The organism is Neorhizobium sp. P1_A6 (genome assembly GCF_056406795.1).
In genome coordinates, this window is sequence record NZ_JBFTZM010000022.1 from 39,376 (window position 1) to 60,371 (window position 20,996).

Here is a 20,996-nt window from a genome sequence, read left to right on the forward strand (position 1 = left end):
GTTCAAGACGGCTATCCACTTGATCTTTAAGACCTCCGCTTCCAACGGAGGTTTTTGACGTGAATGGCAATGCAAGGTTTCAAGACTTCCTCGGGGGCATGCGGGCGATCTCGCCACTGATCGCCGCAGTCATTCCGATCGGCCTCGTTTTCGGCGCGGTTGCGGCCACGAAAGGCCTGTCGCCGGCCGAGGCGGGGTTGATGAGCGCGCTGGTATTCGCCGGCGGCTCGCAGTTCGTAGCGATGGATATCTGGACCCATCCGGCCTCCTGGACCGGTGTCGGGTTTGCAGCCCTGCTCGTTAACATCCGCCACGTGCTGATGAGCGCCTCGCTCGGTATCAGAATGGATGGTTTCGGCCAACCGGCGCGCCATCTCTCGATGCTGTTCCTCGCCGACGAGATTTGGGCGATGGCAGAGTTCCGGGCCAAGGTGGCGCGGCTGACGCCCGCCTGGTTCGCCGGCCTCGCCATGCCCTTCTATCTCGCCTGGGTACTCTCGGGGCTGGCTGGTGCCGCCCTCGGCGCCTTTCTCGGCGACCCGGTGGTGCTCGGGCTCGACTTTGCCTTTCCAGCCGTCTTCATCGTGCTGGTCATGGGTTTCTGGAAAGGGCCTGAAACCGGCGCCGTGCTGCTCGCGAGCGGCGCGGCCGCCGTCGCCACCCAACATTTCGTGCCGGGCGTCTGGTATATCGCTGCCGGTGCTATCGCCGGCCTTTCGGCCGCCATGGTGACCGGCAAAAACGGTAAGGTAGAGGTGACGCCATGACCGTCGATATCGCCACCCTTATTGCCATCCTCGCCATGGCGGCTGCGACCGCGCTTACGCGGTTGAGCGGCCTCGTGCTCATCCGCCACGTCTCGCTCGAAGGCGGCCGCCGCAAGGCGATCGAATCGATCCCGCCGGCAGTTCTGATGGCTGTCGTCGCGCCGACCGCTTTTGCGACCGGGATTGCCGAAACCTTGGCCTGCGCCGTGACTGCTTTTGCGGCACTTCGCCTGCCGATGCTCGTTTCCGTGGCACTCGGGGTCGCCTCAGTCGCGATCCTTCGGGCGCTCGGCCTCTAAGCGTCATTTCCATCTCGACATGGCCGGAAAGGGTGCGCTACCGTCCGGCCTCATTCGTCGAAGGTGATCCATGCAGGCAAAAGACTATCCGCGCGAACTCGTCGGCTACGGCCGTTCCACCCCCGATCCGAAATGGCCAGGCGGCGCTCACGTCGCCGTGCAGTTCGTGATCAATTACGAGGAGGGTGGCGAGAGCTCGATCATGGACGGCGATCCGGCCTCGGAGAACCTGCTGTCGGAAATCGTCGGTGCCGCGCCCTGGCCGGGCCAGCGCAACCTCAACATGGAATCGATCTACGAATACGGCTCGCGCGCCGGCTTCTGGCGGCTGTTTCGGATGTTTACCGAACTCAAGGTGCAGACCACCGTCTACGGCGTGACGCTCGCCATGGCCCGCAATCCGGAAGCGGTCTCCGCCATGAAGGAAGCCGGCTGGGAGATCGCCAGCCACGGCTACCGCTGGCTGGAATATAAGGATTTCCCGGAGGCAAAGGAGCGCGAGCACATCCTCGAGGCTGTGCGGCTGCACACCGAACTCGTCGGCGAGCGGCCCTACGGCATGTACCAGGGCAAGCCCTCCGACAACACGCTGAAACTGGTGATGGAAGAGGGCGGTTTTCTCTATTCCTCCGACAGTTACGCAGACGATCTGCCTTACTGGGTCAACGGGCTCGACCAGAAGCCCTTCCTGATCATCCCATATACGCTGGAGACCAACGACATGCGGTTTGCGACACCGCAGGGCTTCAACACCGGCGACCAGTTCTTCACCTACCTCAAGGATGCCTTCGACGTGCTTTACCAGGAGGGCAGGGAAGGCGCGCCGAAGATGATGTCGGTCGGCCTCCACTGCCGCCTCGTCGGGCGGCCCGGCCGCGCCGCCGCGTTGAAGCGTTTCATCGAATATGTGCTCAGCCACGACAAGGTCTGGATCCCGCAGCGTATCGAGATTGCCAGGCACTGGCACGAGCATCACAAGCCGGCTGGCGCCCTATGACCGCCCGCGGCGACTTCATCCAGATGTTCGGCGGCGTGTTCGAACATTCGCCCTTCATCGCCGAACGCGCCTATGACGCCGGTCTGATGCTGGTGCCGCTGACGTCCAAGAGCGTGCATGACGCGCTGACCTCAATCTTCCGCCGGGCAAGCCGCGAGGAACGCCTCGGCGTGCTGCGTGCCCATCCCGACCTTGCGGGCAAGCTGGCGATCGCCGGCGAACTGACCGAGGACAGCAAAAAAGAACAGACCGGCGCCGGGCTGGACCGCCTGAGTGCCGCCGAACACGCCCGGTTTACCGAGCTCAATACCGCCTATACGCAAAAATTCGGCTTCCCTTTCATCATCGCGGTCAAGGGCCTCACGAAGGACGATATCCTTGCGGCCTTCGAGAAGCGCATTCACAACTCGGCCGAAGAGGAGTTCGACACCGCCACCACCCAGGTGGAAAAGATCGCGCTCCTGCGTCTGCAATCGCTGCTTCCGGGACATTGAGGCCTTGGACGCTTCTTTCCTCGATCCTTTCCGTCGCTTATATTGGCGATATCAGGAGTGACGCCATGAGACCGTCGGAAGTGCTGGAGAAGAACCGGGATGTCATCCGGGAGATCGTTGCCCGCCGGCAGGTCTCCAATCCTCGCGTCTATGGCTCAGTGCTGCGCGGCGAAGACCGACCCGACAGCGATCTCGATATCCTGGTCGACCCGTCGCCGACCACGTCCCTGTTCACGCTCGGCGGACTTCAGGGAGATCTCGAAGAAGCGTTGGGCGTTCCGGTGGATGTCAAGGTTCCGGGGGATTTTCCGCCCAAGATCCGCGAACGCATCGTCGCGGAAGCGTTGGCGATATGAGTGCAGAGCGTCTCGAAGCCTATCTTGATCGGATGGTCGTCACTGGAAACAAGGCCGTCAGATATGTCTCTGGCCTGGATCGCGAGGCCTTTCGGCTTGATGAAATCAAGCAGGATGCGGTGATCGCCAACATCATGGCGATCGGCGAATGCGCGACCAAGATCATGGAGCGTTTTCCGGATTTCGTCGTCGAGCATCCGGAGATCCCGTGGAGAGACATCCGCGACATGCGCAACCGCATCGCACATCAGTATTTTCACCTGGATATCGGCACGGTCTGGTTGACCGTCGATCGGATGATCCCGGAACTTCTCTCCCAGCTCGACTCCCTGCGCAACTGGCGTGCTCAGGGTGAATGACTGAAGCAGAATGATCGAAGGCGAATGAATTGACCGAATATCTGGAAATCCTGCCCCTCACAAAGCAGGCCTTCGCGCCTTTCGGCGATGTCATCGAGGCCGATCCGGCGACCATGCGGCTGATCAACGGCGGCACGACCGAACGCTATCATGCGCTCGCCGAGCCAGTCGTGATCGGCGAGCCGGAGCGGCTGATCTTCAGTATCTTCCGCAGCAAGCCGCGGCAGTTCCCTTACGCGATCACCATGATGGAGCGGCATCCTTTCGCCAGCCAGAGCTTTTCGCCGATCTCCGGCCAGCCGTTCCTGATCGCTGTTTCGGATGACGAAGGCGGTCGGCCGGGCAAACCGCAGGTCTTTCTCGTGCAGCCGCATCAGGGCGTCAATTATTTCCCCAATTCGTGGCATCATCCGCTGATGGCGATCGGCGCCGTCAGCGATTTCCTGGTGGTGGACAGGGATAATACCTCCGCGAACTACGAGGAAGCGTTCTTCGAGACCCCGTATCTCATCGCGGAGCCAAGCCTATGACAGGCCTCACCACCCATGTCCTCGACACCGCCAGCGGTACGCCTGCGGAGGGGCTTTCGATCGATCTCTACCGGCTGAACGGTGAGGCTCGCGAAAAACTGCAGACTATCGTCACCAATAGCGACGGCCGCGTCGATGGCGGGCCGATCCTGATCGGCGAGACCTTTCTTGCCGGCGAATACGAACTGGTTTTCCATGCCGGCGCCTACCTTCGAGCCCGCGGCGTTGCCTTGACCGAGCCGCCCTTTCTCGACGTGATCCCGATCCGTTTCGGCATTTCCGACACGACGGCGCACTATCACGTGCCGCTGCTGCTTTCGCCCTACGGTTATTCCACCTATCGGGGGAGCTGATGCGCTTTGCCGCGATCGCCGACATCCACGGGAATTGCGCAGCGCTCGAAGCGGTGCTTGCCGATATTCACGGGCAAGGCATCACCGAGATCGTCAATCTCGGCGATTGCCTGAGCGGCCCCCTCGAAGCCGGGCGCACCGCTGATCTGCTGCTCCTTCTCGATACGATGGCGACGCTGACGGTGCGCGGCAATCACGATCGCTACCTGATCGAAAACCCGGCGGATGCGATGCCTTCCTGGGAAGTGCACGCCTTTTCGCAACTGGCGCCGCGCCACCTGCAATGGCTGCGCAAGCTGCCGTTCAGCGCCGTCTATCGGGATGAGGCCTACCTTTGCCACGCGACGCCGCAGTCGGACAACGTTTATTGGCTGGAGCAAGTGTCCAGCCAAGGCCATGTCTTCCTGAAGCCGCTGGAGGAGATCGAGGTGCTGGCGGAGGGCATCGAGCAGCCTTTGATCCTCTGCGGCCACAGCCATATTCCGCGGGCGGTGCAATTGTCCGACGGCCGGTTGATCGTCAATCCCGGCAGCGTCGGCTGTCCGGCCTATGACGACGACACGCCGCATTTCCACAAGGTGGAAACCGGCCACACCATGGCGTCCTACGCGATCCTGGAAAAGACCTCCGCCGGCTGGACACCGCAATTCCGCAACGTGTCCTACGATCACCTGGCGATGTCGCGCCTCGCCGCCGAAAACGGCCGCGCCGACTGGGCGGTGGCGCTGGCGACGGGCCGGGCGGGGTAGCTCAAATTGACTTCGACTGGGACATGTACTATTTGTTGTACAAGTAATTGAGGAGCCATTCATGCGCACCGTCATGTTTTCCCAAGCCCGACAAGAACTGGCCAGCCTCCTGGACGAGGTCTCGAACGACCGTGCGCCGATCGAGATCATGCGCCGCGACAAGCCATCGGCCATTCTGATCGACAAGGATGAATACGAGGGTATGCTGGAGACGCTGCATCTGATGTCGACGCCCGCCAATGCGACGCGGCTGATGGAGGCGATCGCCAACGTCAATGACGGCTCGAAGCTGATCGTGCACGACCTTATCGAACCTGAAGACTATATCCCCAACAAGAAGGTCGATTGATGCCTTCAGGGAAAGCCTACCTGCTCGTCTGGGAGCCGGAGGGCTGGCGCGAGTATGTTTCCTGGCAGGAGACCGATCCCAAAATGGTCGGTCGGATCAACGAGTTGATCAGGGACATATTGCGTCACCCCTTCGAGGGCATCGGTAAGCCTGAGCCTTTGCGCAATCAGCTCAAAGGGCAGTGGTCGCGCCGGATTACTCAGGAACACCGCCTCGTTTACCGAGTGGAGAACAGCAGCGATCAGCCACGGCTGATCATCCTCCAATGCCGTTTCCACTACTGACCGCTCTTTCCGAAACCTTTCGGCAATCCTTCCCCACGATACTTTCTCCGATTCGACAGGAGAGATCGTCATGGCTCAAACGCGCGGCAAATCCGGTTCTCGGCGCAGGAGCGCGCCCAAGCGGTCGTCGAGCTCCGGTTCGTCGCTCTGGCCTTGGCTCGGAGTGCTAGCGCTGGTGGCCGGCGGGATTGCGCTTTACGAGAATTCCGCGGCAACGAGGCGTTTTGTTGCTGGCCTGACTTCGGGAAAACCGCTCCAGGTCGCGGCAAGTTCCGGCCCGTCGCACCGACCCGTCACGCCAAAGCCTGCGGTCGCTCCCGACCAGAGCCACACTGCCGCGATCATCCCGCCGGCGCCGATCGGCAAGCCGATTCTCGAGGAGATCCAGAAGGCTGCCGAGGCGCCGAAGAGCAACGAGAACCTTGCCGGCGCCTATGAGGCGAAATTCTATCTGTGCGGATCGGCCAAGCAGGACGACTGCGTCACTGCGGCCGACCGTTTCGTATTCCACGGCCAGAAGATCCGCCTCGTCGGCATCGAGGTGCCCGACATCAAGAAGCCGCGCTGCGAGGCGGAGCGGATCAAGGCGAGCGATGCGGAGCTGCGGGTGAGGGCTTTCCTCGATTCCGGTCCGTTCGAACTTGTCACCTGGCAGGGCAACGAGGACGAGGTCGAAGGCCACAAGCTGCGCGAAGTCACCCGCAATGGCCGCTCGCTCGCCGATGTCCTCGTCAACGAGGGCCTGGCCAAGCGGCCGGGCGTCGGCAAGGGCGGCTGGTGCTGAGATAGCAGCTCCTCCGCCTTCGCCCGGTCGTCAGAACGGCATGTTGGCGAGGATGTTGCGGTCGATATGCTGGATATCCCGCTTGCCGCAAAGCGCCATGGTGATGTCGAGTTCCTTGCGGATGATCTCGAGCGTCGTGGTGACGCCCTCCTTGCCCATGGCGCCGAGGCCGTAGAGGAAAGGCCGGCCGATATAGGTGCCGCGGGCGCCGAGCGCCACGGCCTTGAGCACGTCCTGGCCCGACCGAATGCCGCCGTCCACATGCACTTCGATCCGGTCGCCGACCGCCTCGACGATTTTCGGCAGCATGCTGATCGATGAGGGGGCGCCGTCGAGCTGGCGGCCGCCGTGGTTGGAGACGATGATCGCATCCGCGCCGGTGTCGGCGGCGGCGCGTGCGTCCTCTTCGTCGAGGATGCCCTTGATGATCATCTTGCCGCCCCAGAGGTCCTTGATCCAGCGGATATCGTCCCAGGACAGCCGTGGGTCGAATTGTTCCGCCGTCCAGGCGCCGAGCGAGGAGAGGTCCGAAACATTGCTCGCATGGCCGACGATATTGCCGAAACCGCGGCGCTTGGTTGCCAGCATTTCCAGGCACCATCTCGGGCGCGTCACGAGTTGCAGGGCCGCGTTGAGCGTCGGCTTCGGCGGAGCGGCAAGGCCGTTGCGCAGGTCCTTGTGGCGCTGGCCGAGGATCTGCAGGTCGGCGGTGACGACCAGCGCCGAACATTTCGCCGCCTTGGCGCGGCCGATCAGCCGTTCGACGAAACCGCGGTCCTTCATCACGTAGAGCTGGAACCAGAAGGGTTTCGTGGTCACCGAGGCGACGTCCTCGATCGAGCAGATGCTCATGGTCGAGAGCGTGAAGGGCACGCCGAATTCTTCCGCCGCCTTGGCGGCCAGCATTTCGCCGTCCGCATGCTGCATGCCGGTCATGCCGGTCGGCGCCAGCGCCACGGGCATCGCGGCCTTTTCGCCGATCATCGTGGTTTCGAGCGTGCGGTTGGTCATGTCGACCAGGACGCGCTGGCGCAGCTTGATCCTGGAATAGTCTTCCTCGTTCGCCCGATACGTTCCCTCTGTCCAGGCGCCGCTGTCGGCATAGTCGAAGAACATCTTCGGCACCCGACGGCGGGCAAGGATTTTCAGGTCTGCGATGGTCAGCGGTTTGGACATCGATATTCTTCCTCCGGATGCTAGCAGACGAGTAGCATATCTTCGCCGCACTGCCAGAGGAATGTCGAGCGATATCGCGCGCTGTTTCTCCCCAGTTTATCTCCTGGGCGTGGGGTCCTGCGCGATATCGCCTGCCGTCACTCGGGGATAAGCAGCAGGCTGCCGGCTGCACGGCCGCTTTCCAGGAATTCCTGCGCCCTGGCTGCCTCTTCTAGCGGATACTTTCCCGCGACGACCGCGGTGATGCCGTTCTCCATTGCGGCAATCGCCGCGTTCGCCGCCTCGCGATAATTGGCCTGGTCGATGATGAAGGCAAGGATGCTGGGATGCGACAGGACCTTGCCCGGCCTTAGCTGATCGACGTTGACCGGCGGGATCGGGCCGGCGGCCTGGCCTATGGTCACCACGGTGCCGAACGGTCGGACGCTGTCGATCGTCTTGGCAAGCACCGAACCGCCAATTCCGTCATAGCCGACATCGACGCCGCGTCCGTTCGTCCGGAACTTGACCTCACCCACCAGATCCGCATCGCGCCCGACGATCAAGTGATCGGCGCCGTAGCTGCGGGCCAGTTCCGCCTTTTCCTCCGAGCTTACGGTTCCGATCACCGTCGCACCGAGTTCCTTGGCCCATTTGACCAGGATCGCACCGAGACCGCCTGCGGCCGCGTGAACCAGGACGGTGGTGCCGGTGCCGACCGGATAAGTCTTGTAAAGCAGCATATAGGCCGTCATCGCTTTCAGCAGCGAGGAGGCCGCCGTCGCCGCGTCGATCTGCGGCGGAAGAAGGATGGCCCGCTGTGCCGCCAGCGCCCGGCGCGTCGCATAGGCTCCGGCCGGGACGCCACAATAGGCGATCCGATCGCCGATCTTCAGACCGGCGATCGCGGAGCCGACGGCTTCCACCGTGCCGGCCGCCTCGACACCGATCACGGCGGGATAGGATGGCAGCGCGTAGATCCCCCTGCGGTGATAGATATCGACGAAGTTCATGCCGATCGCGTCGTGCCGCACGATAATTTCGTCCTCCTTGGGCGTTAGTTGAGGCTGTTCCAGAATCTGCAGGTTTTCCAACCCGCCGGGGGAGGTCAGGCTCACCAGGATATTCGCCATCGTCATTCTCCATGTTTGAGGCTGGGTCAGGATGGGCCTTTGCTTATTGTTTGAAAATTCCCTATTCGTGGACAATCGATGGGAAAAATTTGACAATGCTCGACTGGGAAAACCTCCGTTACTTTCTGGCGCTCTCGAACAGCGGAACGTTGCTCGGCGCCGCCCGGATACTCGGCGTGGAACACGCGACCGTCAGCCGCCGCGTGGCGCTTCTGGAGGAGCAGTTGCAGGCAAGATTGGTCGATCGCCGCGGCCGGAAGGTCACACTGACTGTCGAGGGCGAACGCATTGCCGAACTGGCACGGCGGATGGAGGAACAGGCTCTCGCCACCGATCAGGCGAGGCTCAAACAGGATCGGCTGGCCGGCACGGTGCGCATCAGCGCACCTCCGGCCCTTTCGGACCTGCTGTTGCCGGAGCCAATCGCTATGCTTCGCCGACGTCACCCCGAGATCGAAATCGTCGTTGCCGGCGAAAAGCGCTACGCTTCCCTCAACCGTCGAGAGGCGGACATTGCGATGCGTCTGGCCCGTCCCGAACAGGGGGATCTTACAGTCACGCGGATCGGCAGCGTTCGGTTCGATTTCTATGCGTCGCCGTCCTACCTTGCCGAGACGCCACAGGAGGAATGGAGCTTTATCGCTTACGGCGAGGACATGGAGACTTCGCCGCAGCATCGGCGGCTTCTCGATATCGCGAGAGGGCGGCGTGTCGGCCTGAGGGCCTCGACGCTGGAATTCCAGCGCGCAATGGCCCGGGCGGGCGGCGGGGTCGCCATCCTGCCCGATTTCTTCGTCAGCGCCGGCGACGGGCTCGCCGTCGCGCTGGTGGAGGACGAACCCGTGACGCGCGACATCTGGCTCGTCGTCCATTCGGATATCCGCGACGTGCCGATTGTCCGCGCTGTCATGGACGCGATCAAGGAGGGCGCTCGGCGGAAGGCGGGCGGCTAGGTCCTGACCTGGCTTACGTCGAATTCGCTCTTCATTGCCTTGCCCGCCACATAGGTCTCGACCACGGCGCGGTCGTCGCCCATGGTCTGAAGAAGGAAGAGTTCTTCCCCCAGCGTCTTCACCGTTTCCATCCGTAGCCGCATGGCCGGCGTCGAGGCGGCGTTCAGCACCACGAGGTCGGCATCGGTGCCGGGCTCCAGGGTGCCGATACGTTCCGCCATAGACAGCGCCTCGGCATTGCCTCTGGTCATCAGGTAGAAGCTTTCGAGCGGGTTCAGACGCTCGCCGAGGAGCTGCTGGATCTTGTAGGCCTCGTCCATCGTCCGCAGCATCGAATAGCTCGATCCGCCGCCGATATCGGTGGCGACTGCCACCCTGACCGGCTTTTCCCGCCGCATCAGCGATTTCATCGGAAACAGGCCGGAGCCGAGGAAGAGGTTGGAGGTCGGGCAGTGGACTGCGACGGCGCCTGCCTCCGACAACACATCGGCTTCGCGGTCGGAAAGATGGATCGCGTGGCCGAGCAAGGTCTTGGGCCCGAGAAGGCCGTAATGGGCGTAGATGTCGGTATAGTCCCTGGCGTCCGGATAAAGCTCGCCCGTGTAGCGGATCTCCTCGTGGTTCTCGGAGAGGTGCGTCTGGATATGCAGGTCGGGAAACTCCTGCGCCAGCGCCTGGGCGGCCTTCATCTGGCCGGGCGTCGAGGTGATCGCGAAGCGCGGGGTGATGGCGACGTGGCAGCGGCCCTTGCCATGCCAGTCGGCGATCACAGCTCTCGTTTCGTCATACCCCATCTGTGGCGTGTCGAGCAGACCCTGCGGGGCGTTGCGGTCCATCATCACCTTGCCGCCGACCATGCACATGCCGCGCTTCAGGGCTTCGGCAAAGAAGGCATCGGCCGAGGTCTTGTGAACGGAGCAGTAGGCGACCGCCGTGGTGGTGCCGTGGCGCAGCAACTCGTCATAGAAATGCGTGGCGATGCGGGCCGCATGCTCGCTCTCGACGAATCGGCATTCCTCCGGGAAGGTGTAGGTGTTCAGCCATTCGAGCAGATTGGCGGCATAGGAGGCGATCACCTGCATCTGCGGGAAATGCAGGTGCATGTCGATGAAGCCCGGCAGGATCAGATGCGGGCGGTGGTCGATCTCCTCTATCCCTTCGGGCGCAATCGCCTTGACCGTTCCGTAGCTGCCGGCAAGCGAAATCCTGTTCCCGTCGATCAGCAATGCGCCGTCGCTCTCATAGGCGTAACTGTCCGTGTCGGTCAGCGAGTGCGGAGCGCGCTTGAAGGAGAGCAGCCGTCCGCGGATCAGCATCTGGGTCATTGGGATATCGTGCTTTCGTACCAGGCCGTCAGCAGCCGGCGTTCGTCCGGCGAGATGGCGGTGACATTGCCGGGCGGCATGGCGTGACTGCGGCCCGCCTGGATATAGATCTCCCGCGCGTGGGCGGCAATCTCTGCGTCAGTCTCCAGTCTGACGGATTTCGGGGTGAAATTGACGCCTTCATAAACGGGTTCAGCCGCGTGGCACATGGAACAGCGCGCCTGCACGACGTCCCTTGCTGCACCGAAATGGGCATTGGCTGCAAATTTCTGGGCGACCGGGGTCATCGAGGTCTCGGTCTCGCCGGTCAGAACCTTCGGCACGGTCGAGAGCCACATGATGACGATGAAGAGCAGAACCGTCACCAGCCAGGTCCAGGTCGGCTTGCCCTTGCGGGCGTGGGTGGTGTTGAACCAGTGCCTGACCGTCACGCCCATCAGGAAGACGAGTGCGGCGATCACCCAGTTGAAATGGGTCGCAAACGCCAGCGGATAATGGTTGGAGAGCATGAAGAAGATGACGGGCAGCGTCAGGTAGTTGTTGTGCAGCGAACGCTGCTTGGCGATCATGCCGTATTTAGGGTCGGGCGTGCGCCCCGCGATCAGGTCGGCGACGACGATCTTCTGGTTGGGGATGATGATGAAGAAGACGTTGGCGGACATGATCGTCGCGGTGAACGCGCCAAGGTGCAGGAAGGCGGCGCGGCCGGAGAATATCTGCGTATACCCCCAGGCCATGGCGATCAGCACCAGGAAGAGCAGCCCCATCAGCCCCCAGGTGTTCTTTCCGAGCGGTGACTTGCAGAGCAGGTCGTAGATGATCCAGCCGATCGACAGCGATGCGAGCGACAACAGGATTGCCTGCCAGGGCGCGAGCGCCATCACCGTGCGATCGATCAGGAACAGGTCGGCGCCGCCGTAATAGACGATGCAGAGCATCAGGAAACCGGAGAGCCAGGTGAAATAGCTCTCGTATTTGAACCAGGTCAGGTGTTCGGGCATCTGTGCCGGCGCCACCAGGTATTTCTGGACGTGGTAGAAACCGCCGCCATGCACCTGCCATTCCTCGCCATAGACGCCGGCGGGCATGTTCGGGCGCTTCGTCAGCCCCAGATCGAGCGCGATGAAATAGAACGACGAGCCGATCCAGGCGATCGCCGTGATGACATGAAACCAGCGGGCGGCGAAACTCAGCCATTCCCAGGCGACGGCATATTCATACATTCAGACTTCCCCTTTTTGCCCCCCGACTCGTCACTTTGGGGAAAAAACCTGGCCAAGGGAAGAGGGCGCTGCGGCGAACACTTTTTGTTCCGCCACGGAACCGGGACCGGCAGCTTCGAGTTCCCTTCGCGCGATCCCCGGATTGGCAATAGTAGAATGTTCTTAATTGTGCATCGCGATAAGTAAGGGTTAATTGGTCAGATCGACTCACGTATTGTAACAGTTGCAAGTCAGCCGGCGAAAGCTTGGTAATGCGTGCGGTTCGAGCCGGTGATGGGGGCATTCATCAACGGAGACTAAGCTCATGCGTGGTATTCTGACAGGTGTGATGATTGCGTACGCGTCCTGCATCCAGATCGGTTCGGCCAGTGCCCACGAGGCGCACAGTTCGACCGGCGTGACCTGGAAATATGACGGTTTCTGCTGCAACGGCGACAACCATACAGGCGACTGCCAGATGATCGCGACCAAGAACGTCAAGATCATCGATGGCGGCTACGAGATCATTCTGGGTCCGGGCGATCATCGGCTGATCACGCGCCCGCATGATTTCAAACTGCCGCAGAGCCAGGCGAGGAGAAGCCAGGACGAGGAATACCATCTCTGTCTCTATCCGACTGAAGATACGCTGCGCTGCTTCTACGCGCCGGATATGAGCTACTAGAGGCCGCCAGCGGCCAGAAGTAACATGTCCAGCCGGTTTTCCGTCCAGCAAAGCGGCGGATAGAAAACCGACTGAAGGGTCCTGACCCTAGTCCCTGAATGTCGGCATGGTTTTCCGCATGAAGTCGCGGAAGGCACGGATTTTCTTGGAATTCCTGCGAGCCTCCGGATAGACCAGCCAATAGTCGCTCTTGTCATAGCCGAGGATGTCGAATGGCTGGACCAGCCGCCCGAGCGCGATGTCGTCCGCATAAAATTCCGGCTGCAGAATTCCGACCCCCTGGCTGGCGATCGCGGCGGCGGCTTCGAAGGCCTGCGCGCCCATTCTGCTCACCGGCCGGCCGCTGAGGTTGACATCCGGCACCCCGGCTGCGGCAAACCAGAACGGCCACCATGGATCGCCGGGATCGATGATCCTGAGCTTCAGGATGTCTTCCGGCGTCTTTACGCCGCCGATCGTGGCGGCCAGATCCGGGCTCAGCATCGGCGTGAAATGATTTCGCATCAGAAAATGCCGGCGCAAGCCCGGCCATTCGCCCTTGCCGCTGCGGATCGCGATGTCCGCCTGGGAGCGCGAAAAATCGATCATCTCCTGCGATGTTTCCAGCCTGACGGCAATGCCGGGATTTTCGAGCTGAAAGGTGCCGAGATGGCGCGCCAGCCAGCGCGAGGCGAAGGTCGCCGTCGAATGGATGGTCAGCGTGCCCTCCGATGCATCGTGCAGGGTGGAGAGCGCATCGCCCATGATCGCGAAGGCTTCCGCGATCCTCGGCGCCAGCCGCTCGCCTGCTTCCGTCAACGAAACCTGCCGGGGCCGGCGCAGGAAGAGCTGCTCACCGAGCGTGTCCTCGAGCAGCTTGATCTGGTAGCTCACGGCCGTCTGGGTCAGCCCGAGCTCCTCGCCGGCCCGGGTGAAGCTCATCAGCCGCGCGGCGGCCTCGAACACCCGAAGCGCATTCAGAGGAAACTGTTTCGACATCTTCATGGATAAGGTCTCTTGATCCGTGCAGACGGTAATTCGATTGGATTACCGAGGCTTTGGCGCGCAATCTACCCCCACAATCATCAAATGAAAACGGGGTATCCCGTTGGAGGCAAGAGATGTTTTCGATCCTCAACCGGCCGTTCGAGCAGTTTCTCCCGAAGCTCGGCATTGCCGCCGCCATACGCCGCCGCCTGGCTGTCCGCCGCAACAGTCTCGATCTCGAGGAAATGCCGCAATCCTGGCAACGCGACCTCGGCCTGCTCGACGGCCGCGACAGGCGTGGCCCACGGGACGAGGGTGCCTTCCGCGCAGCAAGGCTTCTCTATTCGCAGCGGAACATTTAACCGCAGCCGGCGAAGGAACGGTCTGCTTGACGGGCTGATCCCCTATTGAGCGGCCGCCTCGCTGCGATTTGCCCCCATGGTCGCGAGGTCATCGGCGAGCGCCGCCTGGATCCAAGCCGTGAATGCCTTGATCTTGGCGGTGTTCCGCCGTGCCGGCTGGTAACCGAGCCAGTAGGCCTGGCCGTCGCCGAGGCAGAGGTCGAAGGGCTGGACGAGCCGCCCTGCTATCAGGTCGTCCCGGAAGAAAAACGGGCTCAGCATCGCGACGCCGTCGCCGGCAATCGCGGCCTTGGCTTCAAGGTCGAGCGCGCCAAGTGCGTTGAGACCCGTATGCCGGATCGTGCTGGGGTCGATGCCGGCGGCGTCGAACCATTCGCGCCACCAACCCCTCGTATTGGAAATCCAAGGCAGCTTCAGAAGGTCCGTCAGCTGCCTGATGCCGCCGACGGTCTCGGCGAGATGCGGCGCCAGCATCGGCGAATAGTCCAGTCGCRGAAGCGGATGGCAGACCAGCCCCTCCAGCGGTTCCGCGCCGATGTGGATGGTGATGTCGGGCCATGTGCGCTGCTGTCCGCCGACGTCCATCTGGCGCAACAGACGCACCGCGATCTGCGGATATTCGGCCTGGAAGGTCCCGAGGCGCGGCGAGAGCCATTGGGCCGCGAATGTGGGCGGCGAGTGGATTTCCAGCGTTTCCTCGATGCCGTGCCGTGTCGATTGCACCGCCTCGGTCAGCAGCGTGAAAGCCTCCGCCACTTTCGGAAGCAGCTTTTCACCCGTTTCGGTGAGCTTCAGCGCCCGTGGGCGGCGCAGAAAAACGGTGTCGCCGAGAAAATCCTCCAGGAGCTTGATCTGGTAGGTCACCGCCGTCTGGGTCATGCCGAGTTCTTCCGCGGCGCGGGTGAAATTTTCCAGGCGCGCGACGGCCTCGAAGACCCGAAGTGCATTCAGCGGAAACCGGCGTGATAATTTCATCGATAAGTTCTCTTGATCGCGACCGACTGTATTTGAATTGGAATTTTCCGGCAATCGGCTCCATTCATGGTCGCAACCAATCAAGCCATTCTTGTCGATGTGGAGCAACCATGCTGTCCGCAAGCGCCCATGCCTTGCCTTTGAAATCCTCCCGCCCGGTCTCGGCCTGGCGGCAGCTTCGGCGCTTTTTCCGTCGGCTCCTGCAGCCCTCGGGCCTGAGCATCCCGGCGCTGCCGGATGATCTGCGTGGCGATGTCGCCTTGCCGCCGAGCCGGCCGGAGAGCCGCGCGGGGGCTTTCTGGGAGGAAAAACGACGTTCAGGCGGTCGGGATCTGCCGCTTTGAGGTCTGCGCCTGCCCGGCGGCATAGATTTCCAGCAGTTCGGCGGCGACGAGTGCTGCGATCACGGCCGGGCGCTTGTCCCTGACCGTCGTGCCGCCGATCGGCAGCACGAGACGGGGCAGCATGTCATCGCCGCCGCCCTCGCGCCTCAGCCAGTTGGCGAAGGTAGCGCGTTTGGTCCGCGAGCCGATCATGCCGACATAGGTTAGATCGGCGCGTGCCAACGCGCGCTGGGCGATCAGGAAATCCAGCGCATGGTCGTGGGTGAGGATGATCGCCGCGCCGCCAGCCGGGATCTTGTCCACAAACGCTTCCGGCATGGCGGTCAGGTGTTTTTCCGTTTCGGCCGGCAGATCTTCCAGCGCCTCGGCACGGGTTTCGACGACTGACACCGCGAAGGGCAGGGGGGCCAGCGCCCTTGCGAGTGCCTGGCCGACATGACCCGATCCGAACAGCGTCACTGCCGGCCGGTCGTCCTCCTCGTCGCGCAGGCGCCTTTCCAGCATCTCGGCAAGCTCTGGCGTCAACGGCCGGAACGCAAGCCGGGTATGGCCGCCGCAACACTGGCCGATCTCCGGTCCGAGCGGAATGTCCATCACCGCCTCGCCGCCGCCAGCCAGCATCGCCCGGGCATTGTCGATCGCCATATATTCGAACTGCCCCCCGCCGATCGTCCCCCAGATCGCCTTATCGGCGACAAGCATGAAGGTGCCGGCTTCGCGGGGCGTGGAGCCTTTTGCTTCGCGGATTTCCACAAGGATCGAGCTTGGGTGGGTGGTGATAAACAAGGGGAAGGTGAGGTCGCGCACTAGGCACCCCCCTCTGTCCTGCCGGACATCTCCCCCTCAAGGGGGGAGATCGGCAAGACGTGGTGTTTTGCCCGGTCCTCAGCCTCATCTGTGGCATGAGCCCGCCTCACCGAGAGGGAGTGGGGCCTGGCCACATCCGATCTCCCCCCTTGAGGGGGAGATGTCCGGCAGGACAGAGGGGGGTAGCAACATCTACTCAAAGCGCTCGATCCCGATAATCCGCAGAAGGTGCATGCACACATCGTCGATATGGCCGTACACCTCGTCATTGGTAAATCTTATCACCTGCCAGCCAAGCGCTGCCAGTTTCTCATCCCTTGCCGAATCCCGGCAGATGTTCTGATCGAATGAATGGCTCGCACCATCGACCTCGATGATCAACTTATGCTCCGGGCAGGCAAAATCGACGATATAGCCGGCGATCGGCATCTGCCGCCGGAAGCCGATTCCCATGAGGCGATGGGCGCGGACCGCGTTCCAGAATTTCAGCTCCGCCTCGGTCAACGCCCGGCGCATGTTCCGGGCGTTTTTCCGATTGGCGTCGCGGACATGGAAATGCGGCATGCGCGCTCCATCACATCGCCTTCAGCCGCTCGACCGCCATCAGCACCCGTTCCGGCGTCGCCGGTGCGTCGAGTCTCGGGCAGGCCGAATAGTCCGCGACGCTTGCCACCGCCATCGACAGGGCCTCCAGCACCGAGATCGCCAGCATGAACGGCGGTTCGCCGACGGCCTTGGAGCGGCCGATGGTGGGTTCGGCGTTTTCGGCCCATTCGGCGAGTTGCACATTAAAAATCTTCGGCCGGTCGGAGGCGAGCGGGATCTTGTAGGTGGAGGGCGCGTGGGTGCGTAAGCGCCCCTTGTCGTCCCACCACAGTTCCTCGGTGGTCAGCCAGCCCATGCCCTGCACGAAGGCGCCTTCAACCTGGCCGATGTCGATCGCGGGGTTCAGCGACTTGCCGACGTCGTGGAGGATGTCGGTGCGCTCGACCATGTACTCGCCGGTCAGCGTGTCGATCGAGACTTCCGAGACCGCGGCGCCATAGGCGAAGTAATAGAACGGCCGGCCGCGGCCCGCCTTGCGGTCCCAGTGGATGCGCGGCGTCTTGTAGAAGCCGGCGGCCGACAGCTGCACGCGGTCGTAATAGGCGGCCCGGATGAAGGTGTCGAAGGGCACGATCTCTCCGCCGATACGCAGGCGGTTCGGCAGGAACTCGACCTTGTCGCGGCCGACCTTCCATTGCCGCATGGCGAAATCGATCAGCCGTTCCTTGATCTGGCGGGCGGCGTCATAGGCGGCCATGCCGTTGAGGTCGGTGCCTGACGAGGCGGCGGTGGCGGAGGTGTTTGGCACCTTGGCCGTGGTCGTCGCGGTGATCTTCACCCGGTCGATATCAACCTGGAACGTATCGGCCACCACCTGCGCCACCTTGGTATAGAGGCCCTGGCCCATCTCGGTGCCGCCGTGGTTCAGGTGGATCGAACCGTCATTGTAGATATGCACCAGCGCGCCCGCCTGGTTGTAGGCGGTCATGGTAAACGAGATGCCGAACTTCACCGGCGTCAGGGCGATGCCCTTGCGGATCACCGGGCTGTGGGAGTTGAATTCCAGGATCGCCTGCCGGCGCGCCTGATAGTCCGACGAGGTTTCCAGTTCGTCGACAATCCTCGCGATGATATTGTCCTCGACGTCCTGGTGATAGGGCGTCATCGTCCGGTTCGAACCGCGCTGGCCGTAAAAGTTCAGCTTGCGGATTTCGAGCGGGTCCTTGCCGACCGCATAGGCGATCTCCTCGATGATCCGTTCGCCGCCGAGCATGCCCTGCGGCCCGCCGAAACCGCGGAAGGCGGTGTTGGAGACCGTATGGGTCTTCAGCGGCTGTGAGGTCAGACGCACATGCGGGTAGAAATAGCTGGAATCCGCATGGAAGAGGGCGCGGTCGGTAACCGGGCCGGAGAGGTCGGCGGAAAAACCGCAGCGCGCCGCATAGATCGCGTCGACTGCGTGGATACGGCCTTCCTCGTCGAAGGCGACGTCGTAGTCGACGCGGAAATCGTGCCGCTTGCCGGTGATCGACATATCCTCGTCGCGGTCGGGCCGGAACTTCACCGCCCGCTTCAGCTTCTTGGCGGCGATTGCCGCGAGCGCCGCGAACTGGTTGCCCTGCGTTTCCTTGCCGCCGAAACCGCCGCCCATGCGCCGGGTCTGGACGGTCACCGCGTTGTTGGCGACGCCGAGCACGTGCGCCACCATGTGCTGCACCTCGCTCGGATGCTGGGTGGAGGACCAGACGATCACCTCGTCGTCCTCGCCAGGGATGGCGAGTGCGATGTGGCTCTCCAGGTAAAAGTGCTCCTGACCGCCGATATACATGTGGTTCTGGACCCGCAGAGGCGCGTTTTCGATCTCGGTTTCCGGCTCGCCGCGCTTCAGCGTCATCGGTTCGACGACATAAGGCGCGTCGTTTTCGCGGGCGCTGTCGATATCGGTCCAGTGAGGCAGGTCGCGGTATTCGATCTTTGCGAGCTTTGCCGCCCGGCGGGCCTGGTCGCGGGTCTCGGCAATGACGGCGAAGATGATCTGGCCGTGGAACTGCACGTTGGTGGTGGCAAGCAGCGGTTCGTCGTGCTGACCGGTCGAGGCGACGTCGTTGAAGCCCGGAATGTCCTCCGCGGTGATCACCCAGACGACGCCGGGTGCGCTCTTGACCGCTGAAAGATCGACCGAGACGATTTCCGCATGCGCCCGGTCGGCAAGCCCGAGGCCGCCGTGCAGGGTACCCGAGGGTTCGGGAATATCGTCGATATATTCGGCGGTTCCGGTGACGTGCTTATGTGCCGAATCATGTTTCAGCGACACATGCATGCGGCCGTTGATGATCGGTTTGGTGTTGAACGTGGTCTTGTCCATCAGCGGGGGCCTCCTTCGAACACGCTGCTCCCAAACGAAAGCGCGATCGCACATGTGGGTAGGAGGCGGTGCAGCGAACTCCCTCTGATCTCCCTCCTTGTGGGGGAGATGTCACCGAAGGTGACAGAGGGGGGTAGCGACGGTGCGGCGAATGAGGTGACTGAAGAGTATGCGGTAACACCCCCCTCTGCCCTGCCGGGCATCTCCCCCACAAGGGGGGAGATCGGACTGCCGCGCCGTCTTTCTGCTCTTAGATGCGAAATCCATCCCTTCGGGAGGGAGGTGAGTGCCAGATTTGTCGTTCTACCCACCATCACGCCTCCTCCATCTCAAACCGGCGGAGTTCCGCAGGCGCTCCGGCGGTCTCGAGGAAAAAGCGGGTGAGCAGGTTGCGGGCGGTGAGGCTGCGGTATTCCGCGCTCGCCCGCCAGTCGGTGAGGGGCTGATAATCCTGCGCGAACGCGTCGCGCACGGCCGAGATGGCACCCCAGCTCCAGATCTCGCCGAGGAGTGCGTCCTCGACGTGTTTCGCGCGTTTCGGGGTTGCGGCCATGCCGCCGAAGGCGATGCGGATGGTCTCGACCTTACCGTCGGCATCAAGCACCAGATGAAAGGCGCCGCAGAGTGCGGAGATGTCCTCGTCGCGGCGCTTGGAGATCTTGTAGACTGCGAAATGGCTGCCTTCCGCCGGGCGCGGCACGAAAACCTTCTCGACGAATTCGGTCGGCAGCCGGTCCTGCTTGCCATAGCTCAGGAAATAGTCCTCGAGCGCGATGGTGCGGCGGCCGGAATGGGAGCGCAGCGTCAGCTCGGCCCCGAGCGCGATCAAAGGCGGCGGAGTGTCGCCGATCGGCGAACCGTTGGCGATATTGCCGCCGATCGTCCCCATGTTGCGGACCTGCTGGCCGCCGATCCGGTCGATCAGCTGGCCGAAAGCGGGGATCTCGTCGGAGAGCACGTCGAAGGCCTGTGTGTAACTGACGCCGGCGCCGATGGTGATGCCGGTCTCGTCCGATGTGATCGACTGCAGCTCGGTCAGGTGGTTGATGAAGATCACCGGATTGAGGAGCCGCATCTGTTTGGTGACCCACAGGCCGACATCGGTCGCCCCCGCGACGATCGTCGCCTCGGGTTCGTCGGCGAGGATATCGGCAAAGGCGGCGACGGAGGCCGGCACGATCGAGCGGGCCCCATCCTTGGTGATGATGGTCGTGTCGTTGCCGGAATGGATGCCCCAGAGTTTTGCCATGATCTGGATGCGGTCGCGCTCCAGCGGATCGAAGAGCGAACTCGGCCGGTTGACGGAGATATGTTCGGCGGCCTTGACGATCGGCTCATAGCCGGTGCAGCGACAGAGATTGCCCTGTAGCGCGCTTTCGATATCGGCGCGCGTCGGCGTGCCGTTCGAGAGCCACAGGCCGTAAAGGGACATGATGAAGCCGGGAGTGCAGAAGCCGCATTGCGAGCCGTGGAAATCGACCATCGCCTGCTGCACCGGATGCAGCGCACCGTCACGGCCGGCCAGGTGCTCGACGGTCACCACATGCGTGCCGTGCAGGGAGCCCAAGAACCGGATGCAGGCATTGACGCTTTCGTAGCGCAGCCCGTGTTCCGTCAACCGCCCAATCAGCACCGTGCAGGCGCCGCAGTCGCCTTCCGCACAGCCTTCCTTGGTACCTGTCAGCCGCCGCCTCAGGCGAAGATAATCGAGAAGGGTTTCCGTCGGACCAAAATCTCCAAGGGTTATCTCTTCTCCATTCACGATGAAGCGGATGGCTTCGCTCATGTCTCTCCTTCGTCCGCCGTTGCCGGCTCTTGTATTCCGTTACCGGTCGGTCCGGTTACTGCTTTGTTCAG

25 protein-coding genes are annotated in these 20,996 nt (G+C 62.6%); 15 read left to right on the forward strand and 10 right to left on the reverse strand.

The genetic code is table 11. The features are described 5' to 3' along the window. The first annotated feature begins 98 nt into the window (after positions 1–98). From AC1D3C_RS27470 to AC1D3C_RS27525, 12 genes are all read left to right on the forward strand, one after another. Positions 99–767 carry an AzlC family ABC transporter permease gene (locus AC1D3C_RS27470; protein WP_477485132.1) on the forward strand — a complete coding sequence of 223 codons (669 nt, stop codon included), beginning with the start codon at positions 99–101 and terminating at the stop codon, positions 765–767. Beyond that, on the forward strand, positions 764–1,066 hold the full coding sequence (locus tag AC1D3C_RS27475) for an AzlD family protein (protein ID WP_477485102.1): 303 nt from the start codon (positions 764–766) through the stop codon (positions 1,064–1,066). Before AC1D3C_RS27470 ends, AC1D3C_RS27475 begins: the two co-directional genes overlap by 4 nt. A 70-nt stretch (positions 1,067–1,136) precedes the next feature. After that, on the forward strand, positions 1,137–2,063 hold the full coding sequence (gene puuE, locus AC1D3C_RS27480) for an allantoinase PuuE (RefSeq protein WP_477485103.1): 927 nt from the start codon (positions 1,137–1,139) through the stop codon (positions 2,061–2,063). Then, positions 2,060–2,557 carry a 2-oxo-4-hydroxy-4-carboxy-5-ureidoimidazoline decarboxylase gene (gene uraD, locus AC1D3C_RS27485; protein WP_477485104.1) on the forward strand — a complete coding sequence of 166 codons (498 nt, stop codon included), beginning with the start codon at positions 2,060–2,062 and terminating at the stop codon, positions 2,555–2,557. Before puuE ends, uraD begins: the two co-directional genes overlap by 4 nt. A gap of 65 nt (positions 2,558–2,622) precedes the next feature. Next, positions 2,623–2,913, forward strand: coding sequence for a nucleotidyltransferase family protein (locus AC1D3C_RS27490; RefSeq protein ID WP_038544454.1), 291 nt, complete (start codon positions 2,623–2,625; stop codon positions 2,911–2,913). After that, a complete protein-coding gene (locus AC1D3C_RS27495) occupies positions 2,910–3,272 on the forward strand; it encodes a HepT-like ribonuclease domain-containing protein (RefSeq protein WP_038544453.1) in 363 nt (120 codons plus the stop codon). The genes AC1D3C_RS27490 and AC1D3C_RS27495 overlap by 4 nt, the downstream gene beginning before the upstream one ends. A 29-nt stretch (positions 3,273–3,301) precedes the next feature. Next, entirely contained in the window at positions 3,302–3,802 is a 501-nt protein-coding gene (locus AC1D3C_RS27500) for an ureidoglycolate lyase (protein ID WP_247037225.1), read from the forward strand. Beyond that, a complete protein-coding gene (uraH, locus tag AC1D3C_RS27505) occupies positions 3,799–4,155 on the forward strand; it encodes a hydroxyisourate hydrolase (protein ID WP_477485105.1) in 357 nt (118 codons plus the stop codon). Before AC1D3C_RS27500 ends, uraH begins: the two co-directional genes overlap by 4 nt. After that, positions 4,155–4,904 carry a metallophosphoesterase family protein gene (locus AC1D3C_RS27510; protein ID WP_477485106.1) on the forward strand — a complete coding sequence of 250 codons (750 nt, stop codon included), beginning with the start codon at positions 4,155–4,157 and terminating at the stop codon, positions 4,902–4,904. The genes uraH and AC1D3C_RS27510 overlap by 1 nt, the downstream gene beginning before the upstream one ends. A 61-nt stretch (positions 4,905–4,965) precedes the next feature. Further along, positions 4,966–5,253, forward strand: coding sequence for a type II toxin-antitoxin system Phd/YefM family antitoxin (locus AC1D3C_RS27515; protein WP_477485107.1), 288 nt, complete (start codon positions 4,966–4,968; stop codon positions 5,251–5,253). Beyond that, the gene (locus AC1D3C_RS27520) at positions 5,253–5,537 is read left to right on the forward strand and encodes a Txe/YoeB family addiction module toxin (protein ID WP_477485108.1); all 285 of its coding nucleotides are present in this window, start codon (positions 5,253–5,255) and stop codon (positions 5,535–5,537) included. Before AC1D3C_RS27515 ends, AC1D3C_RS27520 begins: the two co-directional genes overlap by 1 nt. Positions 5,538–5,607: 70 nt before the next feature. After that, positions 5,608–6,321 (forward strand): hypothetical protein, encoded by a 714-nt coding sequence (locus AC1D3C_RS27525; protein ID WP_477485109.1) that lies wholly within the window; start codon positions 5,608–5,610, stop codon positions 6,319–6,321. A gap of 30 nt (positions 6,322–6,351) precedes the next feature. Here the strand turns inward: AC1D3C_RS27525 and AC1D3C_RS27530 are convergent, their stop codons facing one another. Both AC1D3C_RS27530 and AC1D3C_RS27535 read right to left on the reverse strand, forming a co-directional pair. Beyond that, positions 6,352–7,497 carry an alpha-hydroxy acid oxidase gene (locus tag AC1D3C_RS27530; RefSeq protein WP_477485110.1) on the reverse strand — a complete coding sequence of 382 codons (1,146 nt, stop codon included), beginning with the start codon at positions 7,495–7,497 and terminating at the stop codon, positions 6,352–6,354. A gap of 137 nt (positions 7,498–7,634) precedes the next feature. Continuing rightward, positions 7,635–8,609, reverse strand: a complete 975-nt coding sequence (locus AC1D3C_RS27535) for a quinone oxidoreductase family protein (protein ID WP_247037229.1) — start codon at positions 8,607–8,609, stop codon at positions 7,635–7,637. A gap of 95 nt (positions 8,610–8,704) precedes the next feature. Between AC1D3C_RS27535 and AC1D3C_RS27540 the strand changes: the two genes are divergently transcribed. Further along, positions 8,705–9,562: a LysR family transcriptional regulator gene (locus AC1D3C_RS27540; RefSeq protein ID WP_477485111.1), complete on the forward strand. Its 858-nt coding sequence runs from the start codon at positions 8,705–8,707 to the stop codon at positions 9,560–9,562. Here the strand turns inward: AC1D3C_RS27540 and guaD are convergent. Together guaD and puuD are read right to left on the reverse strand one after the other, a co-directional pair. Beyond that, a complete protein-coding gene (gene guaD / locus AC1D3C_RS27545) occupies positions 9,559–10,887 on the reverse strand; it encodes a guanine deaminase (protein ID WP_477485112.1) in 1,329 nt (442 codons plus the stop codon). The genes AC1D3C_RS27540 and guaD overlap by 4 nt on opposite strands. Beyond that, entirely contained in the window at positions 10,884–12,110 is a 1,227-nt protein-coding gene (gene puuD / locus AC1D3C_RS27550) for a urate hydroxylase PuuD (protein WP_477485113.1), read from the reverse strand. The genes guaD and puuD overlap by 4 nt, the downstream gene beginning before the upstream one ends. Positions 12,111–12,414: 304 nt before the next feature. Between puuD and AC1D3C_RS27555 the strand changes: the two genes are divergently transcribed. Further along, positions 12,415–12,774 carry a hypothetical protein gene (locus tag AC1D3C_RS27555; protein ID WP_038544430.1) on the forward strand — a complete coding sequence of 120 codons (360 nt, stop codon included), beginning with the start codon at positions 12,415–12,417 and terminating at the stop codon, positions 12,772–12,774. An 87-nt stretch (positions 12,775–12,861) separates the two neighbouring features. Here AC1D3C_RS27555 and AC1D3C_RS27560 read toward each other — a convergent pair whose 3' ends face one another. Then, positions 12,862–13,758: a LysR substrate-binding domain-containing protein gene (locus AC1D3C_RS27560; RefSeq protein WP_477485114.1), complete on the reverse strand. Its 897-nt coding sequence runs from the start codon at positions 13,756–13,758 to the stop codon at positions 12,862–12,864. Positions 13,759–13,874: 116 nt separating this feature from the next. Here AC1D3C_RS27560 and AC1D3C_RS27565 point away from each other — a divergent pair, with 116 nt between their 5' ends. After that, complete coding sequence (locus AC1D3C_RS27565; protein WP_477485115.1) at positions 13,875–14,102, forward strand: hypothetical protein; 228 nt, start codon at positions 13,875–13,877, stop codon at positions 14,100–14,102. 42 nt (positions 14,103–14,144) lie between these two features. Here the strand turns inward: AC1D3C_RS27565 and AC1D3C_RS27570 are convergent, their stop codons facing one another. The 5 genes from AC1D3C_RS27570 to xdhA form a co-directional block, all read right to left on the reverse strand. Further along, positions 14,145–15,077, reverse strand: coding sequence for a LysR substrate-binding domain-containing protein (locus AC1D3C_RS27570; protein WP_477485116.1), 933 nt, complete (start codon positions 15,075–15,077; stop codon positions 14,145–14,147). A gap of 317 nt (positions 15,078–15,394) precedes the next feature. Beyond that, positions 15,395–16,228, reverse strand: a complete 834-nt coding sequence (gene xdhC, locus AC1D3C_RS27575) for a xanthine dehydrogenase accessory protein XdhC (protein WP_477485117.1) — start codon at positions 16,226–16,228, stop codon at positions 15,395–15,397. Between the two features lie 192 nt (positions 16,229–16,420). Beyond that, positions 16,421–16,792, reverse strand: a complete 372-nt coding sequence (locus tag AC1D3C_RS27580) for an endonuclease domain-containing protein (protein ID WP_477485118.1) — start codon at positions 16,790–16,792, stop codon at positions 16,421–16,423. 10 nt (positions 16,793–16,802) lie between these two features. Then, a complete protein-coding gene (gene xdhB, locus AC1D3C_RS27585) occupies positions 16,803–19,139 on the reverse strand; it encodes a xanthine dehydrogenase molybdopterin binding subunit (protein ID WP_477485119.1) in 2,337 nt (778 codons plus the stop codon). Positions 19,140–19,452: 313 nt separating this feature from the next. Continuing rightward, positions 19,453–20,925: a xanthine dehydrogenase small subunit gene (gene xdhA / locus AC1D3C_RS27590; protein ID WP_477485120.1), complete on the reverse strand. Its 1,473-nt coding sequence runs from the start codon at positions 20,923–20,925 to the stop codon at positions 19,453–19,455. Positions 20,926–20,996: the final 71 nt, after the last annotated feature.